This is a genomic window from Streptomyces sp. NPDC127114 (genome assembly GCF_042677525.1).
In the GTDB taxonomy this organism is placed as follows: Bacteria; Actinomycetota; Actinomycetes; order Streptomycetales; family Streptomycetaceae; genus Streptomyces.
On sequence record NZ_JBHXTJ010000002.1, the window covers coordinates 247,645 to 269,152 of the forward strand.

The window sequence follows — 21,508 nt, forward strand, 5'->3', positions numbered from 1 at the left end:
GTCGGAGGTTGCCCGCGGTCAGGCGCTCCCTCCCGGTTCCCCGTCGCCGCGCGCTCCATACCGGGCGGTATGATCGCGGGGTCATGGAGATCAATGCCACGTACACCAGTCTCGTCGCCGTGGGCGACAGCTTCACCGAGGGTATGTCGGATCTGCGGCCGGACGGTTCCTACCGGGGCTGGGCCGACGTCCTCGCGGGCCGGCTCGCTGCCCGCACGCCCGGCTTCCGTTACGCCAACCTGGCCGTGCGCGGCAAGCTGATCGGGCAGATCGTCGACGAGCAGGTGGACGCGGCGGCGGCGATGAAGGCCGACGTGGTGACGCTGGTCGGCGGCCTCAACGACACCCTGCGCCCCAAGTGCGACATGGGCAGGGTGCGGGCCCTGCTCGGCGAGGCCGTCGAGCGCCTGGCCCCCTCGTGCGAGCGGCTGGTCCTGATGCGCAGCCCGGGCCGCAACGGCCCGGTCCTGGAGCGCTTCCGGCCCCGCATGGAGGAGCTCTTCGCGTACGTCGACGAGCTGGCCGCCCGGCACGGCGCCCTGGTGGTCGACCTGTACGGCGCCCCGGCGCTCGCCGACCCGCGGATGTGGGACGTGGACCGGCTCCACCTGACCGCCGAGGGGCACCGGCGGGTCGCGGAGGCGGTCTGGCAGACCCTCGGTCTGCCGGAGGAGCACGACTGGCGTTCGCCGCTCGCCCCGACCGCCCGCCCGGGCTGGGCCTCCCGCCGGGTCGCCGACGCCCGGTTCGCCAGGGAGCACCTGGGGCCGTGGATCGGCCGCCGGCTCACCGGCCGCTCCTCGGGCGACGGCCGCCCGCCGAAGCGCCCGGAGCTGCTGCCGTACGAGGCGCCGGAAGCCCTGACGTGACCCCCGTCTCGTAGCAAGCTCCAGCCCGGACCCTGGCGCTGGCCTGCAGAAATCACCAGTAAACTCTGGACACGTGACTGCTGCGACTGCGAAGCCCCGCATCCCCAACGTCCTGGCCGGCCGCTACGCCTCCGCGGAGCTCGCCGTCCTCTGGTCCCCCGAGCAGAAGGTGAAGCTGGAGCGTCAGCTGTGGCTCGCCGTGCTGCGTGCGCAGAAGGACCTCGGGATCGAGGTTCCCGACGCCGCCCTCGCCGACTACGAGCGTGTGCTCGACCAGGTCGACCTCGGCTCGATCGCCGAGCGCGAGAAGGTCACCCGGCACGACGTGAAGGCCCGCATCGAGGAGTTCAACGCCCTCGCCGGCCACGAGCACGTGCACAAGGGCATGACCTCGCGTGACCTCACCGAGAACGTCGAGCAGCTGCAGATCCGGCTCTCCCTGGAGCTGATGCGGGACCGTACGGTCGCCGTCCTCGCCCGCCTCGGCAGGCTCTCCGCCGAGTACGGCGAGCTGGTCATGGCCGGCCGCTCGCACAACGTGGCCGCGCAGGCCACCACCCTCGGCAAGCGCTTCGCGACCGCCGCCGACGAGCTGCTCGTGGCGTACGCGCGCCTGGAGGACCTGCTTGGCCGCTACCCGCTGCGCGGCATCAAGGGCCCGGTCGGCACCGCCCAGGACATGCTCGACCTGCTCGGCGGCGACGCCTCGAAGCTGGCGGAGCTGGAGCAGCGGATCGCCGGTCACCTGGGCTTCGCCCACGCCTTCACCTCGGTCGGCCAGGTCTACCCGCGCTCGCTCGACTACGACGTGGTCACCACGCTCGTGCAGCTGGCCGCCGCCCCGTCGTCGATCGCCAAGACGATCCGTCTGATGGCGGGCCACGAGCTGGTCACGGAGGGCTTCAAGCCGGGCCAGGTCGGCTCCTCCGCGATGCCGCACAAGATGAACACCCGCTCCTGCGAGCGCGTCAACGGCCTGATGGTCATCCTGCGCGGCTACGCGTCGATGACCGGCGAGCTGGCGGGCGACCAGTGGAACGAGGGCGACGTCTCCTGCTCGGTGGTCCGCCGGGTGGCCCTGCCGGACGCCTTCTTCGCCTTCGACGGTCTCCTGGAGACCTTCCTCACCGTGCTCGACGAGTTCGGCGCCTTCCCGGCCGTCGTCGCCCGCGAGCTCGACCGCTACCTGCCGTTCCTGGCCACCACCAAGGTCCTCATGGGCGCGGTGCGGGCCGGCGTGGGCCGCGAGGTCGCCCATGAGGCGATCAAGGAGAACGCCGTGGCCTCCGCCCTCGCCATGCGCGAGCAGGGCGCCGAGCGCAACGAGCTGCTCGACAAGCTGGCCGCCGACGACCGGATCCCGCTGGACCGTGAGCAGCTGGACGCGCTGATGGCGGACAAGCTGTCCTTCACCGGTGCCGCCGCCGACCAGGTCGCCTCCGTGGTCTCCCGGATCGAGGAGATCGCCAAGCAGCACCCCGAGGCCGCCGGCTACACCCCCGGGTCGATCCTCTGACCCGCTTCACCCCGCAGCAGCTGGAGGCCGCCCGCGACCGTCTCGTCCCCGACGTGACCGCGGGCGGCCTTTCGGTGCTGTTCTGCGGGATCAATCCGGGTCTGATGACGGCGGCGACGGGCCTCCACTTCGCCCGCCCTGGCAACCGGTTCTGGCCGGTCCTGTACCTGTCCGGTTTCACGCCGCGGCAGTTCGCGCCGGCGGAGCAGGAGGAGCTGCTCCGGTACGGGCTCGGCATCACCAACGTGGTGGCGCGGGCGAGCGCGCGGGCCGACGAGCTGACCGCCGAGGAGTACCGGGAGGGCGGTCGGATCCTCACCGAGAAGGTGGCGCGGCTGGCCCCGCGCTGGCTCGCGATCGCCGGTGTCACCGCGTACCGCACGGCCTTCGGCGAGCCAGGGGCGGCGATCGGACCGCAGGAGCGGACCATCACCGGGCCGCACGGGACCACCCGGATCTGGGCGCTGCCCAGCCCCAGCGGTCTGAACGCCCGTTGGACGGCGCAGAGCATGGCGGAGGAGTTCGGCCGGCTGCGGGAGGCGGCGGGCGTACCGGACCGGCGCGCCGCCTAGGCCGTTTCCTCCGGATCAGGGCCGGACAGGCCCTGGGGTCCGTGTGGCGTGTGGCGCGCCGGGCTCGGCCGCTCCGTCACGCGCTCGGATCTCATGGCGGGTCCACGACGGTGACGCAGACGAGTATGCGGTGCTCGTCCTCTCCCGTCCGTACGACTCCGAGCGCGATCCACCTCCCGTCCGCGCGCCACAGCTCGACGCCGGCCGCCGCCTCGCTCAGCAGGTCCCAGGGCGTGGGTATGTGCTCGCCGCGTTCGGCCCGGAGCAGCAGCGAGCCGAGGCCGACGTGCTGCGGCGGTCCCCACCGGTCGGCGAGACGGCCGGCGAGTGCCGTCCGCTCCGCCTCCGTCTGTTCCTCGGAGGCGTCGGCGGCGGATAACTCGGCCAGGTGGTGCCCGCCGTCGCGGAAGGGGCGTCCGCGCAGCAGGTCGAGTGCGGCGACGTGCCGTGCCAGGGTCATGGGTCCAGTAAAGCGCCGGGCACTGACAACTGGTGGCCCGTCAGACGCCCGGGTGTGCCTCGCGGCCCGGCGGGCCCCGGGCGGCGCTCGCCGCTCCCGGGTCCATTGAGTAACATCCGGCCAAAGAGGCGCACGAGCTGGGAGGACACACGGTGGGGCGGCTGACCGGCGGGGATCCGTCGCTGCTGCGGCGGATCAACTCCGCGGTGGTACTCCATGCGCTGCGGGGCTCCGACGCGCTCACGCTCACGGACCTGACCCGGATCACGGGTCTTTCCCGGCCGACGGTCGAGGGGGTGACCGAGGGGCTGATCGAGGGCGGTCTGGTCGTCGAGGCGGCGCCCGAGGAGGGCGAGACCCGGCGGCAGGGCCGGCCGGCCCGGAGGTTCCGCTTCCGGGCGGAGGCGGGGCATCTGCTCGGCATCGAGATCGGGCCGCACCGGGTCGCCGCGCTGATCTCCGGTCTGGACGGCAGGATCATCGGCGCGGGTTCGCGTGAGGTCGCGGAGACCGCGCCGGAGGACGAGCGCCTCGACCGGGTGCGGACGGTGGTGGCCGACGTGCTGCGGCGGACCGGGGTGCCCCGCTCGAACCTGCGGGCGGTGGGCGTCGGCACGCCGGGGATCGTGGAGGCGGACGGCACGGTCCGGCTGGGCACGGCGCTGCCGGGCTGGACGGGGCTCGCGCTGGGTGAGCGGCTGCGGCGCTCCTTCCGCTGCCCGGTGATCGTGGAGAACGACGCCAACGCGGCGGCGGTCGCCGAGCACTGGAAGGGTGCGGCGACCGATTCCGACGACATCGTGTTCGTGCTGGCCGGGCTGAGCCCCGGCGCCGGTTCGCTGATCGGCGGGCGGCTGCACCGCGGTTTCGGCGGAGCGGCCGGCGAGATCGGGGCCCTGCACCTGCTGGGCCGCGGGGTCACGCCCGAGCACCTGCTGTCGCCGACCGACGTACCGCTCCACCCGCTCGACGAGCAGGCGGTGGCGGAGGTGTTCGCGCTGGCCCGGCAGGGTCACGCGCCGGCGGAGGCCGCGGTGGAGCGGTTCATCCAGCGTCTGGTGCACGACGTGGCGGCGCTCGTCCTCGCGCTCGATCCGGAGCTGGTGGTGATCGGCGGCTGGGCGGCCGGCCTGGACGGTGTGCTGCAGCCCCTGCGCGACGAGCTGGCCCGGTTCTGTCTGCGGCCGCCGCGGGTGGTGCTGTCGTTGCTGGGCGAGGCGGCGGTGGGCACGGGCGCGCTGCGGCTCGCGCTCGACCACGTGGAGGAGCAGCTGTTCGCGGTGGACGGCAGGGTCACGGCCCGGCGTTAGGGGCTGTCCGGCCCTGATCCCGCCGGACAGGCCCTGGGCGTCGGCGCGGTACGGAGGACCGACGGCACGGGGAAGGCCCCGGGCGTGTGCCCGGGGCCTTTCCGCAGAGCGTGCGTGGGTCAGGAGGCCATGGCCAGGTCGCCGGAGTCGCCGAAGGTGAGGCGGCAGGTGTCGGCGCGGTAGGTGGCCACGGACACGGCGGCGGTCCGGCCTCCGGAGAGGTAGCGGGTGGTGACGACGAGGACCGGGGAGCCGGGCAGCCGGTCGAGTTCCTTGGCGTCGTCGGCGCGGGCCGAGCCGAGTTCGACGGCGCGGTCCTGGCCTTCGAGGTCGAGCCGCCGCAGTTCGCGCAGCACGGCGCGGGCGCGGGTGGCGCCGTCGGCGCTGTCGGCCGTGACGAGGCCGGGCACCGAGCCGGCGGGCACGTAGAGCAGTTCGGCCGCGACGGGCCGGCCTTCGGTGACGCGCAGCCGGCGCACGATGTGCACGCGCTCGCCGGGCTGGATGTCGAGGAGGCGGGCGACGGCGGCCGGGGCGGTGTCGGCGGCGCAGTCGACGGACTGCCAGGTCTCCTCGCCGGCGCCGGGCCAGGCCTGCTGGGTGGTGGAGACGTCGACGCCGACGCGCGGCGGGGCGACCGTGGTGCCGACGCCGCGGCGGCGCTGCAGACGGCCTTCCAGCTCCAGCTGCTCCAGGGCCTGCCGGAGGGTGGCGCGGGCGACGCCGAAGCGGGCGGCCAGCTCGCGCTCGTTGGGCAGGATCTCCCCGACCGCGAATTCCGAGTCGAGGGCTTCGCTGATCACGGTCTTGAGGTGCCAGTACTTCGGCTCCGGTGCTGCTTCGAGCTGCGTGGTCCCCACCCTGATCCTCCGCACATTCGCCGTGTCCCGCGGCGTTTTCCGCGCCCTTGTTTATTAAAGGTTCCTGCACTAACTCTGCGACCATAAGGCGCGGCCCACCCTTGGTCAAGACCAATCCTCCGTCGTGCGGCCCCGAATGTGACCCTCTGACCTAGATCGTTCACAGGACGTTCGCGTCCCCGTGAACCCCCGGCAGCAGACCGCCCGCCCCGGAGCGTTCGGCTCCGGGGCGGGCGGTCGGAAGCGGGCGGTCGGGAAGCGAGTGGTCGACAAGCGGCGACCTGGAGCGGCTCAGTCCAGGGCGAGGCCCTGGAGCTTGTCGGGGTTGCGCAGGATGTACATGCAGGCGATCCGGCCGTCGCGGACGTCGACCTGGTAGACGGCGTCGACCCTGCCGCCGACGAGCGCGACCAGCGCCGGGCCGCCGTTGATCTCCTCGAAGCGGAAGTCGAAGTCCGCTTCCGCGCCCTGGGCGACGGCGACCATGAAGCGGCCGATCTTGTCGGCGGTCTCCATGATGCGCAGCGGGGCCTTGGCCTTGCCGCCGCTGTCGCCGACCAGTCGGACGTCCGGCGCGAGGAGGGCGAGCAGGCCCTCCAGGTCGCCGTTCGCGGCGGCGGCGAGGAACCGCTCGGTGAGGTCGCGGCGTTGGGCCGGGTCGACGTCGTAGCGCGGCCGGCCCTCGTCGACGTGCTTGCGGGCGCGGGCGGCGAGCTGGCGGACGGCGGACTCGCTGCGGTCGAGGGTGGCGGCGATCTCGGCGAAGGGGAAGCCGAAGGCCTCCCGGAGCACGAACACCGCGCGCTCCAGCGGCGAGAGGGACTCGAGGACGACGAGCAGGGCGAGGGACACCGAGTCGGCGAGCAGGGCGCGTTCGGCGGTGTCGGGCACGGAGGGCCCGAAGTCGGTGACGATGGGCTCGGGCAGCCAGGGGCCGACGTAGGACTCGCGGCGGGACTGGATCTGGCGGAGCCGGTCGACGGCGAGCCGGGTGGTGATGCGGACGAGGTACGCGCGCGGCTCGCGGACCTCGGCACGGTCGCCGGAGGTCCAGCGCAGCCAGGCCTCCTGCACCACGTCCTCGGCGTCGGCGGCGCGGCCGAGCATGCGGTAGGCGACGCCGGTGAGCATCGCGCGGTGTTCCTCGAAGAGGTCGGTGGGGTCGGTCAGCATCTCGGTCGGCACGCCCTCCATCCCAGCCGACCCGCTCTCCCGTGTCCAGTTGGGGTCCCGTTGCGGCCCGAGGTCTTGAACTGGAGTCTACTCACCGGTAATTCTTGCTGACAGGGTGTCTTGCAGAGTGCCGGTACGCACGACCACGCACGACAGGGAGAACCATGTCCGCACAGATCTCGTTCCCGGTGGAGTCGACGGCCGGGCCGCGCACGGTCACCGTGACGTACGAGCGCCGGGGCGCGGGTGAACCCCTGTTGCTGCTCCACGGCATCGGTCACCTCTGGCAGGCGTGGGAGCCGGTCATCGACATCCTCGCCACCGAGCGGGACGTGATCGCCGTCGACCTGCCCGGCTTCGGTTCCTCACCGGCGCTGCCGCCGCCGCTCGCGTACGACCTGCGGACGGTGGTGCCGGTGCTCGACGCGTTCTGCGAGGCGCTCGGGATCGAACGCCCGCACGTGGCGGGCAATTCGCTGGGCGGGCTGCTCGCCCTGGAGCTCGGCCGCGAGAAGCTGGTGCGCTCGGTGACGGCGCTCTCGCCGGCCGGCTTCTGGTCGGAGGCGGAGCGGCGCTACGCGTTCACCACGCTGCGCGCGATGCGGGGCGCCGCACGGGCGATGCCGGTCCCGCTGGTCGAGCGGCTGTCTAGGAGCGCGGCCGGCCGTACCGTCCTCACCAGCTCCATCTACGCCCGCCCGGGGCGCCTGTCCCCCGAGGCGGCGGTCGCCGAGACGCTGTCACTGAGCCGGGCCACCGGCTTCGAGGAGACCCTCGCGGCGGGCCGGAAGGTGCTGTTCACCGAGGACGTCCCCGCCGTGCCGGTGACCGTCGCCTGGGGCACCAGGGACCGGCTCCTGCTGCGCCGCCAGGGGATCCGCGCCAAGCGCGCCATTCCGGGCGCCCGGCTGATCCGGCTTCCGGGCTGCGGTCACGTCCCCATGAACGACGACCCCGCGCTGGTCTCCCGGGTGATCCTGGACGGCAGCGCCGCCAGCGCGGTCTGACGCCCCGCCGGTCCGGGCCCGCCCGTCGAACAGGCCCGAGCCCAGGGCCGCCCCGGCCCCCACCAGAAGTCCGCCGGCGGCCTGCGCCGGGCCGAAGGAACCGTGCGAGACCGCGACCGCGGTGAGCGCGGCGGCCACCGGAATGGCGCCGGTGAACAGCGTGGCGCGCTCCATGCCGATCCGCTGGACACCCATGTAGAAGAGGACGAAGCCGACGACGGTCGCCGGCGCCGCCTGCCACACCAGCGCCCCGGCCTCCACGGCCGTCGGCATCCGCAGTGCCGCGGTGCCCTCGACGAGCAGGCCGAGCGCCGTCGCCTCGACGGCGGCCATGCCGCACACGACGGCTGTCAGGAGCTTCGGCCCGAGCAGCCGCAGCACCGGCACCCCGAGCACCGTGAAGCCGACCTCGCCCGCGAGGGCGGCCGCGGACCAGCCGAGCCCGGCGAGGTCGGTGCGGCCCCAGCCCTGCACGGTGAAGGCCCCGGCCGCCACGAGCACCGCGCCGTACAGCACCGCCCTCGTGGGCCGGCGCCCCTCCGTCAACGGCACCAGGACGGCGACCACGACCGGCGCGCAGCCGACCAGGACGCCGGGCACGGCGGGCTCGGCGGTGCGCTCCGCGGCCAGGATCGCCAGGTTGAAGCCGACCATGCCGACGGCCGCGAGGAGGGCGATCCGCAGCCACAGCCGGACGGTGAGCGCGCGGAGCGGGGCGAGCCCGCCCCGGCCGAGCAGCGGCAGCAGGAGCAGGCAGGCCGCGGCGTAGCGCAGGGCCTGGCCGCCGGCGTAAGGATAGGAGCCGAGCAGGCTGTTGGCGGTGAAGGAGGCGCCGACGAGGGCGTAGGCGACGGTCACCAGGAGGGCCCCGCGCAGGGAGTTCGCGTTCATGCCACCGACGCTAGGAACCGGACCGGCCTGTTGGGAGGTCCACTTACCCGACGGGATCGGGGACCACTTGGGGGGCGGCGGGACATGGACTGGTTCGACGGGGACTCGGGCGGGCGGGATTCGCACGACGTCGACGCCGGCGGCGACTGGAACTGGGTGAACGTCGGGTGCGTCGCCGTCTTCGTGGTCCTGGCGGTGGTGATGTTCACGGTCCTGGACTGGGTGCGGGACCTGCTCTTCTAGGGTCCGCGCCCCTGCTGGGTACGCTCCGCTCCTGAGCGAAGCGGAGGACGAGGGGGCGTGGGAATGCGCGGGCAACCGGCCTGGGAACTGCTGCTGCCCGCGGCGGCGGCCCCGGCGCGACAGCGGGGCCGTGCGCTCCAGGAGGCGCTTCGGGAGGCCGTGCGGACGGGACGGCTCGCCGCCGGGACCCGGCTGCCGTCGAGCCGGGCGCTCGCCGCCGACCTCGGCGTCTCCCGGGGCCTGGTGACGGAGGCGTACGAGCAGCTCACGGCGGAGGGTTATCTGCGCAGCGACCGGGGTTCCGGGACCTGGGTGGGCGGAACGGCCCGCGCCGCCGCGCCCGGCGTACGCGACCTCGCGCCGCGCACGCCGGGCGCGCGCGTGGATTTCCACGCCGGCACGCCCGATCTGTCGCTCTTCCCTCGGTCCGCCTGGGGCGCCGCGCAGCGCGCCGTGCTCACGGAACTCGCGCACCGGCGGCTCGGCTATCCCGATCCGCGCGGCCTCCCGGAACTGCGGGGCGCGCTCGCGGCACTGCTCGCGCGGCGGCGCGGCGTCGTGGCCGACCCTGAGCGACTGGTGGTGTGCTCCGGTGTGGCGCAGGCGGCCACGCTGCTGGGTTTCGCACTGCGGGCGCGCGGGCACGGCGCGGTGGGCGTCGAGGATCCGGGCAGCCCGGAGCACGGCAGGCTGTTCGCGTCGACCGGCCTGGACACGGTGTGGCTGCCGGTCGACGCGGAGGGCCTGGTGCCGGGACCGCTGGCCGCTTCCGGTGTGCGGGCGGTGGTGGTGACGCCGTCGCACCAGTTCCCGTCCGGCATCGCCTACGCGGCGCGGCGGCGGGCCGAACTGCTCGACTGGGCACGGGCCGTGGACGGCTTCGTCCTGGAGGACGACTACGACGGCGACTTCCGCTACGACCGGGCGCCGGTCGGCGCGCTGCAGGGCCTCGACCCCGAGCGGGTCGCGTACGCGGGCTCCGTGAGCAAGTCACTCGCGCCGGGCCTGCGCCTGGGCTGGATGCTGGTCCCCGAGGCGCTGCTCGGCGAGGTCGTGGAGCGCAAGCGGACGATGGACCTCGGCAACCCGGTCCTCGACCAGGCGGTGCTCGCCCGCTTCGTGACGAGCGGCGGCTACGACCGCCAGCTGCGGCGCTGCCAGCGCGCCTACCGCGAGCGGCGGGACGCCCTAGTGACCGCCCTGGAACAGCACTTCCCCGGCACCGAGGTGAGCGGCATCGCCGCCGGACTCCACGTCATCGCGCGCCTGCCGCACGCGTACGGCCCGACGCCCCGCCTCCTGGAACGGGCCCGCACCGCCGGAGTGGCCCTGCGCCCCCTGGAGGACTACGGCACGATCCGCCCCGACGACGGTGCCGTACGCCTGGTCATCGGCTACGCGCACCTGACGCCCTCGGACATCGCCCTCGGCGTACGGCTGCTCGCGGAGGCGTACGGGGCCGAGGACGCGGGCGGCACGGAGGAGGTGGGTGGCGCGGGGGCGCTTCCCCGTCCCGCCCGTTGTTCACGCGGGGTTCGGCTGGACGCCGCAACCGGGCGCTAGGCATGGGGCGTTCCGTTCCGAACCGTCCTCCGGAGGCGCCCGATGTCCCAGCCCACACCCGGCCCGGCAGCCGCCGCTCCCGCCCGTCGCACGGTCCTGCGCGGGTCACTCGCCGCGTCCGCGGCCGCCCTGACGGTCGGAGGCGGTGCCTTCGCGGGCCCGGCCTTCGCGCTGTCGGGACGGCCGTCGGCCGCGTGGGGCGTGCAGACCGGTGACGTGACCGCGCACTCGGGCCTGGTGTGGGTCCGTTCGGACCGGCCCGCCCGCATGATCGTGGAGACCTCGTCCGGCGAGTCGTTCCGGCGGGTCCGCCGACACCTCGGGCCGCTCCTCGGCCCCGGCACGGACTTCACCGGGACCACCGCGCTGCGGGGCCTGCCGGCCGGCGAGCAGATCCACTACCGGGTGACCCTGGCCGACCCGGACGACCCGCGCCGTACCGGTGAGCCGGTCACCGGCACCTTCCGTACGGCGCCCGCGCGGCGCCGGGACGGCGTGCGGTTCCTGTGGTCGGGCGACATCGCCGGGCAGGGCTGGGGCATCAACCCGGACATCGGCGGCTTCCGCGCGTACGAGGAGATACGCCGGCTCGACCCGGACTTCTTCCTGTGCAGCGGCGACACGATCTACGCGGACGGCGTCATCCAGCCCAGCGTGACCCTGCCGGACGGCCGGATCTGGCGGAACGTCACCACGCCCGAGAAGTCGAAGGTCGCCGAGACCCTGGCCGAGTACCGGGGCAACTTCCGCTACAACCTGCTCGACCACAACGTGCGCGCCTTCAACGCGCAGGTGCCGACGATCGTCCAGTGGGACGACCACGAGGTCCGCAACAACTGGTACCCCGGACAGATCCTCGACGACGCCCGCTACACCGAGAAGGACGTCGACGTCCTCGCGGCCCGGGCCTCGCGCGCCTTCGCCGAGTACTTCCCGGTGTCCACGCTGCACGCGCGCGCGGGCGAGAGCCGGGCGGAGGGCCGGATGCACCGGGTGGTGCGCTACGGACCGCTGCTCGACGTCTTCGTGCTCGACATGCGCTCGTACCGGAACGCCAACTCGCCGGGCCGCCAGGCCGACGACACGACGGGCATCCTGGGCGCGGAGCAGCTGGAGTGGCTGAAGCGCGAGCTGAGCCGCTCGCGCGCGGTGTGGAAGGTGCTCGCGGCGGACATGCCGCTCGGGCTCGTCGTCACGGACGGCGCGACGGACTTCGAGGCGGTCGCGCAGGGCGACCCGGGCGCACCGCTCGGCCGTGAGCTGCAGATCGCGGAGCTGCTGCGGTTCGTCAAGCACCGGCGGATCACCGGCACCCTGTGGCTGACGGCGGACGTGCACTACACCTCGGCACAGCACTACGCGCCGGAGCGCGCCGCGTTCCAGGACTTCGCGCCGTTCTGGGAGTTCGTGTCGGGGCCGCTGGCGGCCGGCGGCTTCCCGGCGAACAGGCTGGACGGCACCTTCGGGCCCGAGCGGGTCTTCGTGCGGGCTCCGGAGCGGGCCAACCTGTCGCCGATGGAGAGTCCGCAGTACTTCGGCGAGGTCGACATCGACGGCGACAGCGGGGAACTGACGGTCCGGCTGCGCGCCGAGGGCGGCACGGTGCTGTTCTCGAAGGTGCTGCAGCCGGGGCGCGTGGGGCAGTAGAGGCCTGCTCACCGCGCGGGCGGCGGACCGGCGGGCGCCGTTCGGAGGCGGAGGGCGGCCAGCGCAGTTCAGCGGCGGAGGGCGGCCGACGGAGGGCGGCAAGCGGCGTGCGTCCGGCGCCGGCGGAGCGGCGTGCGGACGGCGGTCCGGGGGCCGTTGTCAGTGCCGGGTCCTACCGTCGTTTCCATGACGCGATCCGTACAGGCGCTCGCCTACGCACGCCCGTCCGCCCTTGAGCCCGTGGGTTCCGGGCGGCTGCTCGGCCTGGAGACGGCCGGGGGACTCACGCCGCTCGGCGCCGAGGCCAACCCCCGGTTCTTCTCCGGGTTCCTCACCTCCCCGCAGATCGCCGCGCGCGGTCTGCTCGCCGTGGCCGACGTGGCCGCGGCCCGCTACCACCAGCGGATACGACCGGGGTCGCTGGACCCCGTGGTGACCGGGAACGGGGACCGGCTGCGCTTCGAGTCCTTCTCGGGCTGCGGCGGGGTGTACGCCCGTCTGGACGTGCTGAGCGCGGGTCTGGACGGGGCGGAGACCGGTCACGGCACGACGAACGTGGACGTGAACAACCCGCTCCGCGAGGCCCTTTCGCGGCTCACCGGCGACGATCCGCTGCACCTCCGGGTCGGCCCCGACGAGTTGGCGGTGACCACACTCGACGGGCCTGTCGTGGAGAAGAAGGTGCCGCTGCCGGACCGCTGGCTGCGCGGCTTCGCCGAGGCCCAGGTCTCCTCCGCCGGCTTCGACCTGCGGGCGGAGCTGTCCGGGACGGAGGCGGTGCGTTTCCTGCGTTCGCTGCCGCGTTCCCAGGCGCGGGGCCGGGGCCCGCTGTGGGTGGTGCAGTCCGGCCGCACGCTGCGGCCGACGACGCGGCCGGTCCCGGGTGCGGTGTGCCTGGCGGGGCCGGACCGGCTCGTGGCCCTGGAGCGGGTGCTGCGGCACGCGACCGCGCTGCGGGTGTACGGGCCGGTGCCGGACGGGACGGCGGCGCCGAGCGCCTGGGAGGTGGAGCTGCCGGGCATGCGGCTGACCCTGACCCTGTCCCCCGACCCGGCGCGCGGCTTCTCCGGCGAGGGCGGCGTGCTCGAGGCCCTCGCGACGGAGGAGGCGGCGCAGGACGCGGAGCTGGTCTCGGTGCTGCTCGCCTGGGAGCCGCGGATCGACCTCGCCGATCTGGCGGAGCAGTCGGGCCTGACCGTGGACCGGGTACGGGCCGCCCTCACCCGGCTGGGGACGGCGGGGCGCGTGGGCTACGACGTGGCGGAGGCGGCCTACTTCCACCGCGAGCTGCCGTACGACGCGGACCGCGCCGAGCGGCACAATCCGCGCCTGGTCGCGGCCAGGGCTCTGCTCTCGGAGCGCGCGGTGACCTTGGACGGCGACCTCGCGTCGGTGTTCTCCGGTGAAAGGCGATACCAGGTACGGGAGTCGGAGGGCGGGCGGCTGAGCTGCACCTGCCCGTGGTGGGCGGAGTACCGGGGCCGGCGGGGGCCGTGCAAGCACGCCCTCGCGGTGCGCATGGCGCGGCGGGGCGGCGTGGTGGAGACGGCGGGGACGGCAGGAACGGCGGAGATGGCGGGGAGCGCGCGATGACGGGGACGACGACCACGGTGGAGGAGCTGCTCGGGGCGGTCCGCGCGGGCAGCCACGAGAAGGTGCCCGGCCTGCTGGCGGGGCTGGACGCCGCCGCCCGCAAGGCGGTGCTGCCGAAGCTGGGCGAGCTGCGCAAGGAGGTGCGCGGCTGGGGCTGGGACCGGTGGAGCGAGCAGCGGGCGGTCCGTTGCGCCCTGCGGGTGGCGGGCGCCGGCTGCCACACCGGACCCGCCGCGGCGGCGGCCTGGATCGGCGCGCGTGACCTGTCGGACTGGGGTGGGAACACGGTCGACGACGTCCTCCGGGTCCTCGCCGACCGCGATGCGGACTGGCTCGCGAACGTGGGGCGGCGGCTCGCCGAGCGGCCGTCCGTGGCCGAGGACGAGTACCGCCTGGTGCACACCCTCGTGGTCCGCTCCGGCTGCCCGGCGCCCACCACCGAGGCCTACCTCCGGGGCTGGACGCGGACCCTGACGAACGGGCGGCTGCTCGACCGGCTGCGCGAGGACCCGCAGACGCCGGTGCTCGTGCCGTATCTGCTCGCGCTGACGGAGACGCCCGACCGGCTCACCTGGTCGGCCGGGCCCGAGGATCCCGGACACTGGCCGACCGCGCTGAAGGCGCTCGCCGAGGAGGGACTGCTCGACCGGACGGTGCTGGTCGACGGCTGCGTGTCCCGGCTGCTGCGCGGGGGACGGCCGCGGGACCTGCGTTTCCCGCTGGCCCTGCTGCGGCTGCTCGGCACGACGGACGAGGAGCGGCGGTCGCGGATCCCGGACTGGCTGGGCATGGCGGCGGACGCGCCCTCGCCGGTGGCGGCGTACGCCCAGGAGGTGCTGGCGGAGCTCGCGCTGAGCGGCGGGCTCGCCGTGCGGGAGCTCGCGGAGATGTCCGGTGCGGTGCTGTTCCGCAGCGAGAAGAAGCTGGTGCGGGCGCAGCTGACGCTGCTGGGCAAGGCGCTGCGGCGCGAGCCGGGAGCGGCGGCCGAGCTGCTGCCGGTGGTGACGGACGCCTTCGGGCACGAGGACACGACGGTCCAGGAGCGGGCGCTCGCATTGGTGGGCCGGTACCTGAAGCACGTGCCGGACGAGCAGGCGCGGAGGGAACTGGCGGGCGCGGCGGAGCTGTTGAGCCCGGTGCACCGCGCGGCAGCCGCGGAGCTGTTCGGTCTGGCCGCCCCGGCCGACGACGTGCCGTACGTGGAGGTGCTGCCGCCGGTCCCGGAGCGGCGCCCGCTGGCGCCGGCGGCGGGGACGCTCGCGGAGCTGATGGAGGACCTGGTCGCCCTGGCGCGGAATCCGTACGAGTCCGTCGAGGAGTTCGAGCGAGCCCTGGACGGTGTCGTACGGCTGGCGCACCTGGACCGGGAGGCGCTGGCGGCGGCGGTGCGGGAGGCGTTCGCCGGCGCGTACTGGATGGAGCATCGGGACCATGTGTCCCGGGGCTCGGAGGGCGTCCTCACCGTGCTGGCCGCCCTCGTGGGAGCGGTACGGCCGCAGCAGCTCGACATCGCCCGTAGGCGTCCCTCCGGCACGCCGAGTTGTGCCCACGAGGCGCTGACGCGGGTGATCGACGTGCGCGCCTGGGAAGCCGCATGGCTGGTGGCCACGGCAGCGCCGGTACCCTTCCTCCTCGCCACGCCCACCCACCACACAGGGGCGATCGATCCGCCGGTCCTGGTGGAGCGGCTGCGGGAGTACCGGGACGCCGGTGTCGAGCCGCTGCCGGTGGATCTGGCGCAGTCGCTGCTGCGGAAGGCCGACCCGGCGGCGGCGGAGGCGGCCGCCGACGCGGCGGCGCTCGGCACGCGGGCGGGGACGCGGCTCGCGGAATGGCTGGCGGCGGACGAATCACTCGCGCCGGGGACGCGTTTCCTGGCCCGTGGCAAGGACAGGCGCTCGGGACGGTGGTGGCTGGCGGACCGGCTGGTGGTGGCGGTCCGCGAGCGCCGGGCGATACGGGACGAGTTCCCGCCGGCGTTCCAGTGGCTGGGCGGGTCTCGGACAGAGATCGTCCGCGGATGCAACGGATACCACTGGTCCGGCCTGCGCCCGCTCTGGCCCGGCGTCCTCCCCGACGACCGGGAGACGCTCGCTGCCTGGCTGCTGCCCACCCTGGCCGGTGGGGCCGAGTGGGAGGAGCGGGGTGCGGCCTGGGGTCTCACCGCGCTCGCCGAGGCCGACGGTCCGATCGGTCCCGCCGTCCACACGGCCCTCGCCGTGGGTCTCGGCTGCCGGCACGTCGAGGACCGGCTGACGGCCGTCGACGCGCTGCTCGTCCTCGCCTCCCGTGGCGAGCTTGACCCGTCGCTGCTCGCCGCGCGCCTCGCCGAGCTCGTCGCCGAGGGCACGGTCAAGCCGAACCGGCTGGCGGACGCGGCCCGTACGGCGGCGGCGACCGGTGCGTACGCGACGGTCCGGGCGGTGCTGCTCGGCCTGCTGCCCTCGGTGCTCGCCGCGCCGAAGCCGGTGCACGGGGCCGGGGAGCTGCTCGCGGTGGCCGCCGAGTGCGTGGAGCGGAGCGGCGGTTCCGGGGAGGTGGCGGGGCTCGCCGAGCTGGCGGCCCGGCGGGGAGCGACGCAGCTGGTGACGCAGGCGCGGAGGCTGGCGGCCGCCCTCGGGCAGCGGACCGATCACACGCCGGCAGAAGCCGCGTAAATCGGTCACTAGTGCCCCAGATCGGCGCTTAACCCGTCAGTCACAAGGCGTTCGTGATCACGCAACACCGCTGGGTCACAGTGAGGTCATGACCGACATGACGCCCACGAAGAACGCCCGCCGCACCCACCACTGGCGGCACGACCTGATCGAGCTCGCGGCGCTGTTCACCGCCGTGGTGGTGGCCGACACGATCGCCAAGACCATCGCCAAGGGGCCCGACGGCCCGTACCTGCTGGTGTTCTCGGCGATCGCGCTGGTCGCGACGGCCGCCTTCCACACGTGGTGGGCCCGGCGGCACAGTCATGCGCCGCCCGCGGACGATCCCGGCGGCAGCGGGGCCCGGGCCCCGCTGCCGCCGGCCGCCCTGTCCGGCGAGGACCCCACCCCCGTGGGGGACTCCGCCGGAACGGCCCTGTGGCGCATGCGGACCACGGTCCGCGACACCCCGGGCAGTCTGGCCGCGCTGTGCACGGTGCTCGCGCGGCACGGGGTCGACATCCTGACCCTGCAGACCCATCCGCTCGCCGAGGGCGGCACCGTCGACGAGTTCCTGCTGCGCGCCCCGGCCGGGCTGCAGCCGGGCGTGCTCACCCGGGAGATCGCCGCGGCCGGCGGCACGGACACCTGGACCGAGCGGGCCGACGCCCACGACCTCGTCGACACCCCGACCCGGGTCCTCGGCCTGGCCGCCCGCACCGCGCTCGACGCGGCCGAACTGCCCCTCGCCCTGCGTCAGCTGCTCGGCCGCTGCACCATCCGCTCGGTGCCGCCGGTCTCGCTCAGCGGCCGCCCCACCGGTGACCCGGCGCCCGTGGAAGGCGTCCTGGAGGAGACCGCGATGCGGCTGCGCGACCCCAACGGCGGCACGCTCGTCATCGAGCGGCCCTATCTGCCCTTCACCCCCACCGAGTTCGCCCGGGCCCGCGCCCTGGTCGAGCTCGACGCCCGGCTCGGACCGCGCCTCCCGCGCGGCCGCGACGTGCTCACCCTCCCCGAGGGCAACGACATCACCGTGCGCCGCGCCGACCAGCGCGACCTGCCCGCGGCGCGGGCCATGCACGACCGCTGCTCCGACCGCACCCTGGCCCTGCGCTATCACGGCCCGGTCGGGGACGCCGACCGCTATCTCGACCATCTGCTGAGCCCGCGCTTCGGCCGGACGCTCGCGGTGCAGACCGCCTCCGGCCGGTTCGTCGCCCTCGGCCACCTGCTGTGGGACGGCGACGAGACCGAGGTCGCCCTCATGGTCGAGGACGACTGGCAGCGGCGCGGCATCGGCTCCGAACTCCTCGGACGGCTGGTGGCCATGGCCGAGGAGGCCGGCTGCGACAGCGTCTACGCGGTGACCCAGTCCTCCAACACCGGCATGGTGGCGGCCATGCGGGCGCTGAACCTGCCGCTCGACTACCAGATCGAGGAGGGCACCCTGGTCATCACCGCACGGCTGGCCCCGAGGCCGGCCGCCGCCACCGCCACGGAGGCGGACGCGGGCCGGGACGCGGCTACGCCCGTACGACCTCTGCCGGGCGGCCGGCCTCCGCGGGGCCGGCGCTGAGCGCCTGCGTGAGGTCGCGCCAGAGGTCCTCGACGTCCTCCAGGCCGACGGACATCCGCAGCAGCCGGTCGCCGATCCCGCCCGAGCGGCGGTCCGAGGGGTCCACGATGCGGTGGCTGATCGAGGCCGGGTGCTGGATGAGGGTGTCGACGCTGCCGAGGCTGACCGCCGGCGTGATCAGCCGTACCCCGGCGATCACGTCGTGCGGGTCCCCGTACACCTCGAAGGCGATCATCGCCCCGCCGATCCGCGGGTAGTGCACCCGCGCGATCCGCGGGTCGGCGGCGAGCCGGCGGACCAGCTCGGCGGCGGTCGCCGAGGCCGCCCGCACCCGTACCGGGAGCGTCGACAGTCCGCGGAGCAGCAGATAGCCCGCGAGCGGGTGGAGCACTCCGCCGGTCGCGAAGCGCACCTGGCGCAGGGTCCGGGCGAACTCCTCGTCGCAGGCGACGACGCCGCCCATGACGTCGCCGTGGCCGCCGAGGTACTTGGTGGCGCTGTGCAGCACGATCCGCGCGCCGAGCTCGGCGGGCCGCTGGAGCACCGGGGTGGCGAAGGTGTTGTCGACGAGCAGCGGCACCGATCCGCACGCGTGGGCGAGGGCCCGGATGTCGGCCTCGGCGAGCGTCGGGTTGGCGGGCGACTCGACCATGACCAGGCCGGTGTCGGGCCGGATGGCGTCCGCGACGCCCGCCGGGTCGGTCCAGGTCACCTCGGTGCCGAGCAGTCCGGCGGCCAGGAGGTGGTCGCTGCACCCGTAGAGCGGGCGGACGGCCACCACGTGGCGCAGTCCCTGGCTCGCCCGGCCGAGCAGGACGGCGCTGAGGGCGGCCATGCCGCTGGCGAAGGCGACGGCCGCCTCCGTGCCCTCCAGGCGGGCGAGGGCCGTCTCGAAACGTGCGGTCGTCGGGTTGTCGAGGCGGGCGTAGATCGGCGGGCCGTCCGGCCGGGCGCCGGTGGTGGCGAACTCGTCGATGCGGGCGGCCTCGGCCCGGGCGTCGGACGAGGGGTAGGTGGTGGACAGATCGATCGGCGGGGCGTGCAGACCGAGCTCGGCGAGGTCGTCGCGGCCGGCGTGCACGGCTTCGGTGGCCAGCGCCCTCGTGGGGGCGGGCGAGGAGACGGATGCGAAGGCGTCCCTGGTCATGTCCATGAGGCGCACTCTGAACGGATACCCGGGAGTAGCGGGAAATCGCCGTGCTACGTTCGGCCAATGGCTGATTCTGTCGTACTGGACGCGGTCGATCTGCACATTCTTCGCCTGCTGCAGAACGACGCCCGGACCACCTACCGGGAGCTCGCCGCCGAGGTGGGCGTGGCTCCCTCGACCTGTCTCGACCGGGTGTCCCGGCTGCGGCGCACCGGCGTGATCCTCGGACACCGACTACAGCTGAATCCAGCCAAACTCGGCCGGGGTCTCGAAGCGCTGCTGCTCGTCCAGGTCCGGCCGCACCGGCGTGAACTCATCGGGCCGTTCGTCGAGCGGGTCAGGGCCCTGCCGGAGTCCCGGGCCCTGTTCCACCTCACCGGACCCGACGACTATCTGGTGCACGTGGCCGTCGCCGACCCGGCCGACCTGCAGCGACTCGTCCTGGACGCGTTCACCTCCCGGCGCGAGGTGGCCCGCGTGGAGACCCGGCTGATCTTCCAGCAGTGGGAGTGCGGGCCTCTGCTGCCGCCCGTACCGGGCGCTCATTTGTCAGCCGACTGAGATCGAACGAGGGTGACGCGGGCACGGTGAACGGGCCAGGATGAGCCCCATGCCAGAGTCTTCCAGCACCGCGCTCCCCCGCCAGGTCGCCGACGACTACGTCGACGCGCTCATCGAACTCGACCCGATCACCGGCACCTACCTGGGAGTCCCCGAAAGCGCGGGCCGTCTTCCCGACTTCTCGCCCGCCGGACAGGAGGAGCTCGCCGAGCTGGCCCGGCGCACGCTCGAGCGGCTCGACGCCGCGGAGCGCCGGCCGGGCGCCGAGGACGAGGCGGAGCGGCGCTGCGCCCGGCTGCTGCGCGAGCGGCTGTCCGCCCAGCTCCTGGTGCACGAGGCGGACGAGGGCCTGTGCTGCGTGAGCAACCTGCGCTCGCCCGCGCACAGCGTGCGCATCTCCTTCACCATGCTGCCCACGGTGACGGAGGCGGACTGGGCGGCGGTCGCCGCGCGGCTGCGCGCGGTCCCGGCCGCCCTGGAGGGCTATCGCGCCTCGCTCGCCCTGGGTCTCGACCGCGGGATGCGGGCGGGCCCGCGGGCCACGGCCACCTTCGTCGGACAGCTCACCGAGTGGGCCTGCGGCGGCGGCGACGGGCCGGACGGGACGGCGCGGGGCTGGTTCACCGGCTTCGCGTCCGGTGCGCCCGACACGCTGCCGCAGGAACTGCGGGCCGAACTCGCGGCGGCGGGCCCGGCGGCCGACGGGTCCGTGGTCGCACTTCGGGACTGGATGCGCGACGTCTACGCCCCGGCGGTCGCCGACGCTCCCGACACGGTGGGCCGCGAGCGCTACCGCCGCTGGGCGCGCTTCTTCAACGGCACCGACCTGGACCTCGACCAGGCGTACGCGTACGGCTGGTCCGAGTACCACCGCCTGCTCGGCGAGATGCGGAAGGAGGCGGACCGGATCCTTCCGGGCTCCGACCCGTGGGAGGCCCTGGCCCATCTCGACGAGCACGGCGCCCACATCGAGGGCGTGGACGAGGTACGGGCCTGGCTGCAGGGCCTGATGGACGAGGCGATCAGCTCGCTGGACGGCACCCACTTCGAACTCGCGGAGCGGGTACGGCAGGTGGAGTCCCGGATCGCCCCGCCGGGCGGCGCCGCCGCCCCGTACTACACCGGCCCCTCGGAGGACTTCTCGCGCCCCGGCCGGACCTGGCTGCCGGTCGACGGACAGACCCGCTTCCCGGTGTACGACCTGGTGTCGACCTGGTACCACGAGGGCGTGCCGGGCCACCACCTGCAGATCGCCCAGTGGGCGCACGTGGCCGACCGGCTCTCCCGCTACCAGGCCACCATCGGCAAGATCAGCGCCAACACCGAGGGCTGGGCGCTGTACGCCGAGCGGCTGATGGACGAACTGGGCTTCCTCGGCGACCCGGAGCGACGGCTCGGCTATCTCGACGCGCAGATGATGCGGGCCTGCCGGGTGATCGTGGACATCGGCATGCACCTGGAGCTGGAGATCCCGGCGGACTCGCCGTTCCACCCGGGCGAGCGGTGGACGCCGGAGCTGGCGCAGGAGTTCTTCCAGCGGCACAGCAGCCGGCCGCCGGCCTTCGTGGAGAGCGAGATGACCCGCTACCTGTCGGTGCCCGCGCAGGCCATCGGCTACAAGCTGGGCGAGCGGGCCTGGCTGCTCGGCCGGGCCAACGCGCAGGCCAAGCACGGCGACGACTTCGACGCCAAGGCCTGGCACATGGCGGCCCTGTCGCAGGGACCGCTGGGTCTCGACGACCTGGTGGACGAGATCTCGCGCCTCTGAGACCCCGCGAGCGGGCGCGCGGCCCTGACGCCGGGCCGGGCCCTCGGGCCGGAGTGTGAGAAACCCCCGGGAGGACTTGAACTTCCCGGGGGTTTCCCTGCAAGGTCACG

Annotated in this window: 17 protein-coding genes and 1 pseudogene; 13 read left to right on the forward strand and 5 right to left on the reverse strand. The window is 74.4% G+C overall.

Annotated features, from left to right (window positions below; genetic code table 11):
* The first annotated feature begins 83 nt into the window (after nt 1-83).
* The 3 genes from ACFVGS_RS03220 (at nt 84) to mug (ending at nt 2,957) form a co-directional block, all read left to right on the forward strand.
* Complete coding sequence (locus ACFVGS_RS03220; RefSeq protein ID WP_384419265.1) at nt 84-869, forward strand: SGNH/GDSL hydrolase family protein; 786 nt, start codon at nt 84-86, stop codon at nt 867-869.
* Nucleotides 870-942: 73 nt separating this feature from the next.
* A complete protein-coding gene (gene purB / locus ACFVGS_RS03225) occupies nt 943-2,385 on the forward strand; it encodes an adenylosuccinate lyase (protein WP_384419268.1) in 1,443 nt (480 codons plus the stop codon).
* Complete coding sequence (mug, locus tag ACFVGS_RS03230) at nt 2,382-2,957, forward strand: G/U mismatch-specific DNA glycosylase (RefSeq protein ID WP_385690034.1); 576 nt, start codon at nt 2,382-2,384, stop codon at nt 2,955-2,957. Before purB ends, mug begins: the two co-directional genes overlap by 4 nt.
* Nucleotides 2,958-3,048: 91 nt before the next feature.
* On the opposite strand, the gene ACFVGS_RS03235 is transcribed toward mug, so the two are convergent.
* Entirely contained in the window at nt 3,049-3,417 is a 369-nt protein-coding gene (locus ACFVGS_RS03235) for a hypothetical protein (RefSeq protein WP_384419271.1), read from the reverse strand.
* 152 nt (nt 3,418-3,569) lie between these two features.
* Here ACFVGS_RS03235 and ACFVGS_RS03240 point away from each other — a divergent pair, with 152 nt between their 5' ends.
* Nucleotides 3,570-4,727: an ROK family transcriptional regulator gene (locus tag ACFVGS_RS03240; protein ID WP_385689866.1), complete on the forward strand. Its 1,158-nt coding sequence runs from the start codon at nt 3,570-3,572 to the stop codon at nt 4,725-4,727.
* A 119-nt stretch (nt 4,728-4,846) separates the two neighbouring features.
* On the opposite strand, the gene ACFVGS_RS03245 is transcribed toward ACFVGS_RS03240, so the two are convergent.
* Nucleotides 4,847-5,587, reverse strand: coding sequence for a GntR family transcriptional regulator (locus ACFVGS_RS03245; RefSeq protein WP_385689869.1), 741 nt, complete (start codon nt 5,585-5,587; stop codon nt 4,847-4,849).
* A gap of 291 nt (nt 5,588-5,878) precedes the next feature.
* The gene (locus ACFVGS_RS03250; RefSeq protein WP_385690037.1) at nt 5,879-6,760 is read right to left on the reverse strand and encodes an RNA polymerase sigma-70 factor; all 882 of its coding nucleotides are present in this window, start codon (nt 6,758-6,760) and stop codon (nt 5,879-5,881) included.
* 164 nt (nt 6,761-6,924) lie between these two features.
* On the opposite strand from ACFVGS_RS03250, the gene ACFVGS_RS03255 reads away from it, so the two are divergent.
* Entirely contained in the window at nt 6,925-7,767 is an 843-nt protein-coding gene (locus tag ACFVGS_RS03255) for an alpha/beta fold hydrolase (protein ID WP_385689872.1), read from the forward strand.
* A 54-nt stretch (nt 7,768-7,821) separates the two neighbouring features.
* Here ACFVGS_RS03255 and ACFVGS_RS03260 read toward each other — a convergent pair.
* Nucleotides 7,822-8,658: pseudogene (locus ACFVGS_RS03260) on the reverse strand (EamA family transporter); the annotation flags it as partial.
* 84 nt (nt 8,659-8,742) lie between these two features.
* Here ACFVGS_RS03260 and ACFVGS_RS03265 point away from each other — a divergent pair.
* The 6 genes from ACFVGS_RS03265 (at nt 8,743) to ACFVGS_RS03290 (ending at nt 17,919) form a co-directional block, all read left to right on the forward strand.
* On the forward strand, nt 8,743-8,901 hold the full coding sequence (locus ACFVGS_RS03265; RefSeq protein WP_384423390.1) for a hypothetical protein: 159 nt from the start codon (nt 8,743-8,745) through the stop codon (nt 8,899-8,901).
* A 63-nt stretch (nt 8,902-8,964) separates the two neighbouring features.
* On the forward strand, nt 8,965-10,464 hold the full coding sequence (locus ACFVGS_RS03270; RefSeq protein ID WP_385689875.1) for a PLP-dependent aminotransferase family protein: 1,500 nt from the start codon (nt 8,965-8,967) through the stop codon (nt 10,462-10,464).
* Between the two features lie 42 nt (nt 10,465-10,506).
* Entirely contained in the window at nt 10,507-12,111 is a 1,605-nt protein-coding gene (locus ACFVGS_RS03275; protein WP_385689878.1) for an alkaline phosphatase D family protein, read from the forward strand.
* 186 nt (nt 12,112-12,297) lie between these two features.
* Nucleotides 12,298-13,704, forward strand: coding sequence for an SWIM zinc finger family protein (locus tag ACFVGS_RS03280; RefSeq protein WP_385689881.1), 1,407 nt, complete (start codon nt 12,298-12,300; stop codon nt 13,702-13,704).
* The gene (locus ACFVGS_RS03285) at nt 13,701-16,361 is read left to right on the forward strand and encodes a DUF6493 family protein (RefSeq protein ID WP_385689884.1); all 2,661 of its coding nucleotides are present in this window, start codon (nt 13,701-13,703) and stop codon (nt 16,359-16,361) included. The genes ACFVGS_RS03280 and ACFVGS_RS03285 overlap by 4 nt, the downstream gene beginning before the upstream one ends.
* A gap of 97 nt (nt 16,362-16,458) precedes the next feature.
* Nucleotides 16,459-17,919, forward strand: coding sequence for a GNAT family N-acetyltransferase (locus ACFVGS_RS03290; protein WP_385690039.1), 1,461 nt, complete (start codon nt 16,459-16,461; stop codon nt 17,917-17,919).
* On the opposite strand, the gene ACFVGS_RS03295 is transcribed toward ACFVGS_RS03290, so the two are convergent.
* Nucleotides 17,867-19,066 (reverse strand): trans-sulfuration enzyme family protein, encoded by a 1,200-nt coding sequence (locus ACFVGS_RS03295; RefSeq protein WP_384416167.1) that lies wholly within the window; start codon nt 19,064-19,066, stop codon nt 17,867-17,869. The two genes, ACFVGS_RS03290 and ACFVGS_RS03295, sit on opposite strands and share 53 nt — an antisense overlap.
* Nucleotides 19,067-19,132: 66 nt before the next feature.
* On the opposite strand from ACFVGS_RS03295, the gene ACFVGS_RS03300 reads away from it, so the two are divergent.
* Together ACFVGS_RS03300 and ACFVGS_RS03305 are read left to right on the forward strand one after the other, a co-directional pair.
* The gene (locus ACFVGS_RS03300) at nt 19,133-19,630 is read left to right on the forward strand and encodes an Lrp/AsnC family transcriptional regulator (protein WP_384415935.1); all 498 of its coding nucleotides are present in this window, start codon (nt 19,133-19,135) and stop codon (nt 19,628-19,630) included.
* A 49-nt stretch (nt 19,631-19,679) separates the two neighbouring features.
* Nucleotides 19,680-21,398: a DUF885 domain-containing protein gene (locus ACFVGS_RS03305; RefSeq protein WP_384415938.1), complete on the forward strand. Its 1,719-nt coding sequence runs from the start codon at nt 19,680-19,682 to the stop codon at nt 21,396-21,398.
* Nucleotides 21,399-21,508 lie beyond the last annotated feature (110 nt).

What these genes read in the sequence shown, in the direction of transcription:
- ACFVGS_RS03220 (WP_384419265.1), top strand. Translation starts at nt 84, where the DNA reads ATGGAGATCAATGCCACGTACACCAGTCTCGTCGCCGTGGGCGACAGC.
- ACFVGS_RS03235 (WP_384419271.1), bottom strand. Translation starts at nt 3,417, where the DNA reads ATGACCCTGGCACGGCACGTCGCCGCACTCGACCTGCTGCGCGGACGC.
- ACFVGS_RS03250 (WP_385690037.1), bottom strand. Translation starts at nt 6,760, where the DNA reads ATGCTGACCGACCCCACCGACCTCTTCGAGGAACACCGCGCGATGCTC.
- ACFVGS_RS03255 (WP_385689872.1), top strand. Translation starts at nt 6,925, where the DNA reads ATGTCCGCACAGATCTCGTTCCCGGTGGAGTCGACGGCCGGGCCGCGC.
- ACFVGS_RS03265 (WP_384423390.1), top strand. Translation starts at nt 8,743, where the DNA reads ATGGACTGGTTCGACGGGGACTCGGGCGGGCGGGATTCGCACGACGTC.
- ACFVGS_RS03270 (WP_385689875.1), top strand. Translation starts at nt 8,965, where the DNA reads ATGCGCGGGCAACCGGCCTGGGAACTGCTGCTGCCCGCGGCGGCGGCC.
- ACFVGS_RS03275 (WP_385689878.1), top strand. Translation starts at nt 10,507, where the DNA reads ATGTCCCAGCCCACACCCGGCCCGGCAGCCGCCGCTCCCGCCCGTCGC.
- ACFVGS_RS03280 (WP_385689881.1), top strand. Translation starts at nt 12,298, where the DNA reads ATGACGCGATCCGTACAGGCGCTCGCCTACGCACGCCCGTCCGCCCTT.
- ACFVGS_RS03285 (WP_385689884.1), top strand. Translation starts at nt 13,701, where the DNA reads ATGACGGGGACGACGACCACGGTGGAGGAGCTGCTCGGGGCGGTCCGC.
- ACFVGS_RS03290 (WP_385690039.1), top strand. Translation starts at nt 16,459, where the DNA reads ATGACGCCCACGAAGAACGCCCGCCGCACCCACCACTGGCGGCACGAC.
- ACFVGS_RS03295 (WP_384416167.1), bottom strand. Translation starts at nt 19,066, where the DNA reads ATGACCAGGGACGCCTTCGCATCCGTCTCCTCGCCCGCCCCCACGAGG.
- ACFVGS_RS03300 (WP_384415935.1), top strand. Translation starts at nt 19,133, where the DNA reads ATGGCTGATTCTGTCGTACTGGACGCGGTCGATCTGCACATTCTTCGC.
- ACFVGS_RS03305 (WP_384415938.1), top strand. Translation starts at nt 19,680, where the DNA reads ATGCCAGAGTCTTCCAGCACCGCGCTCCCCCGCCAGGTCGCCGACGAC.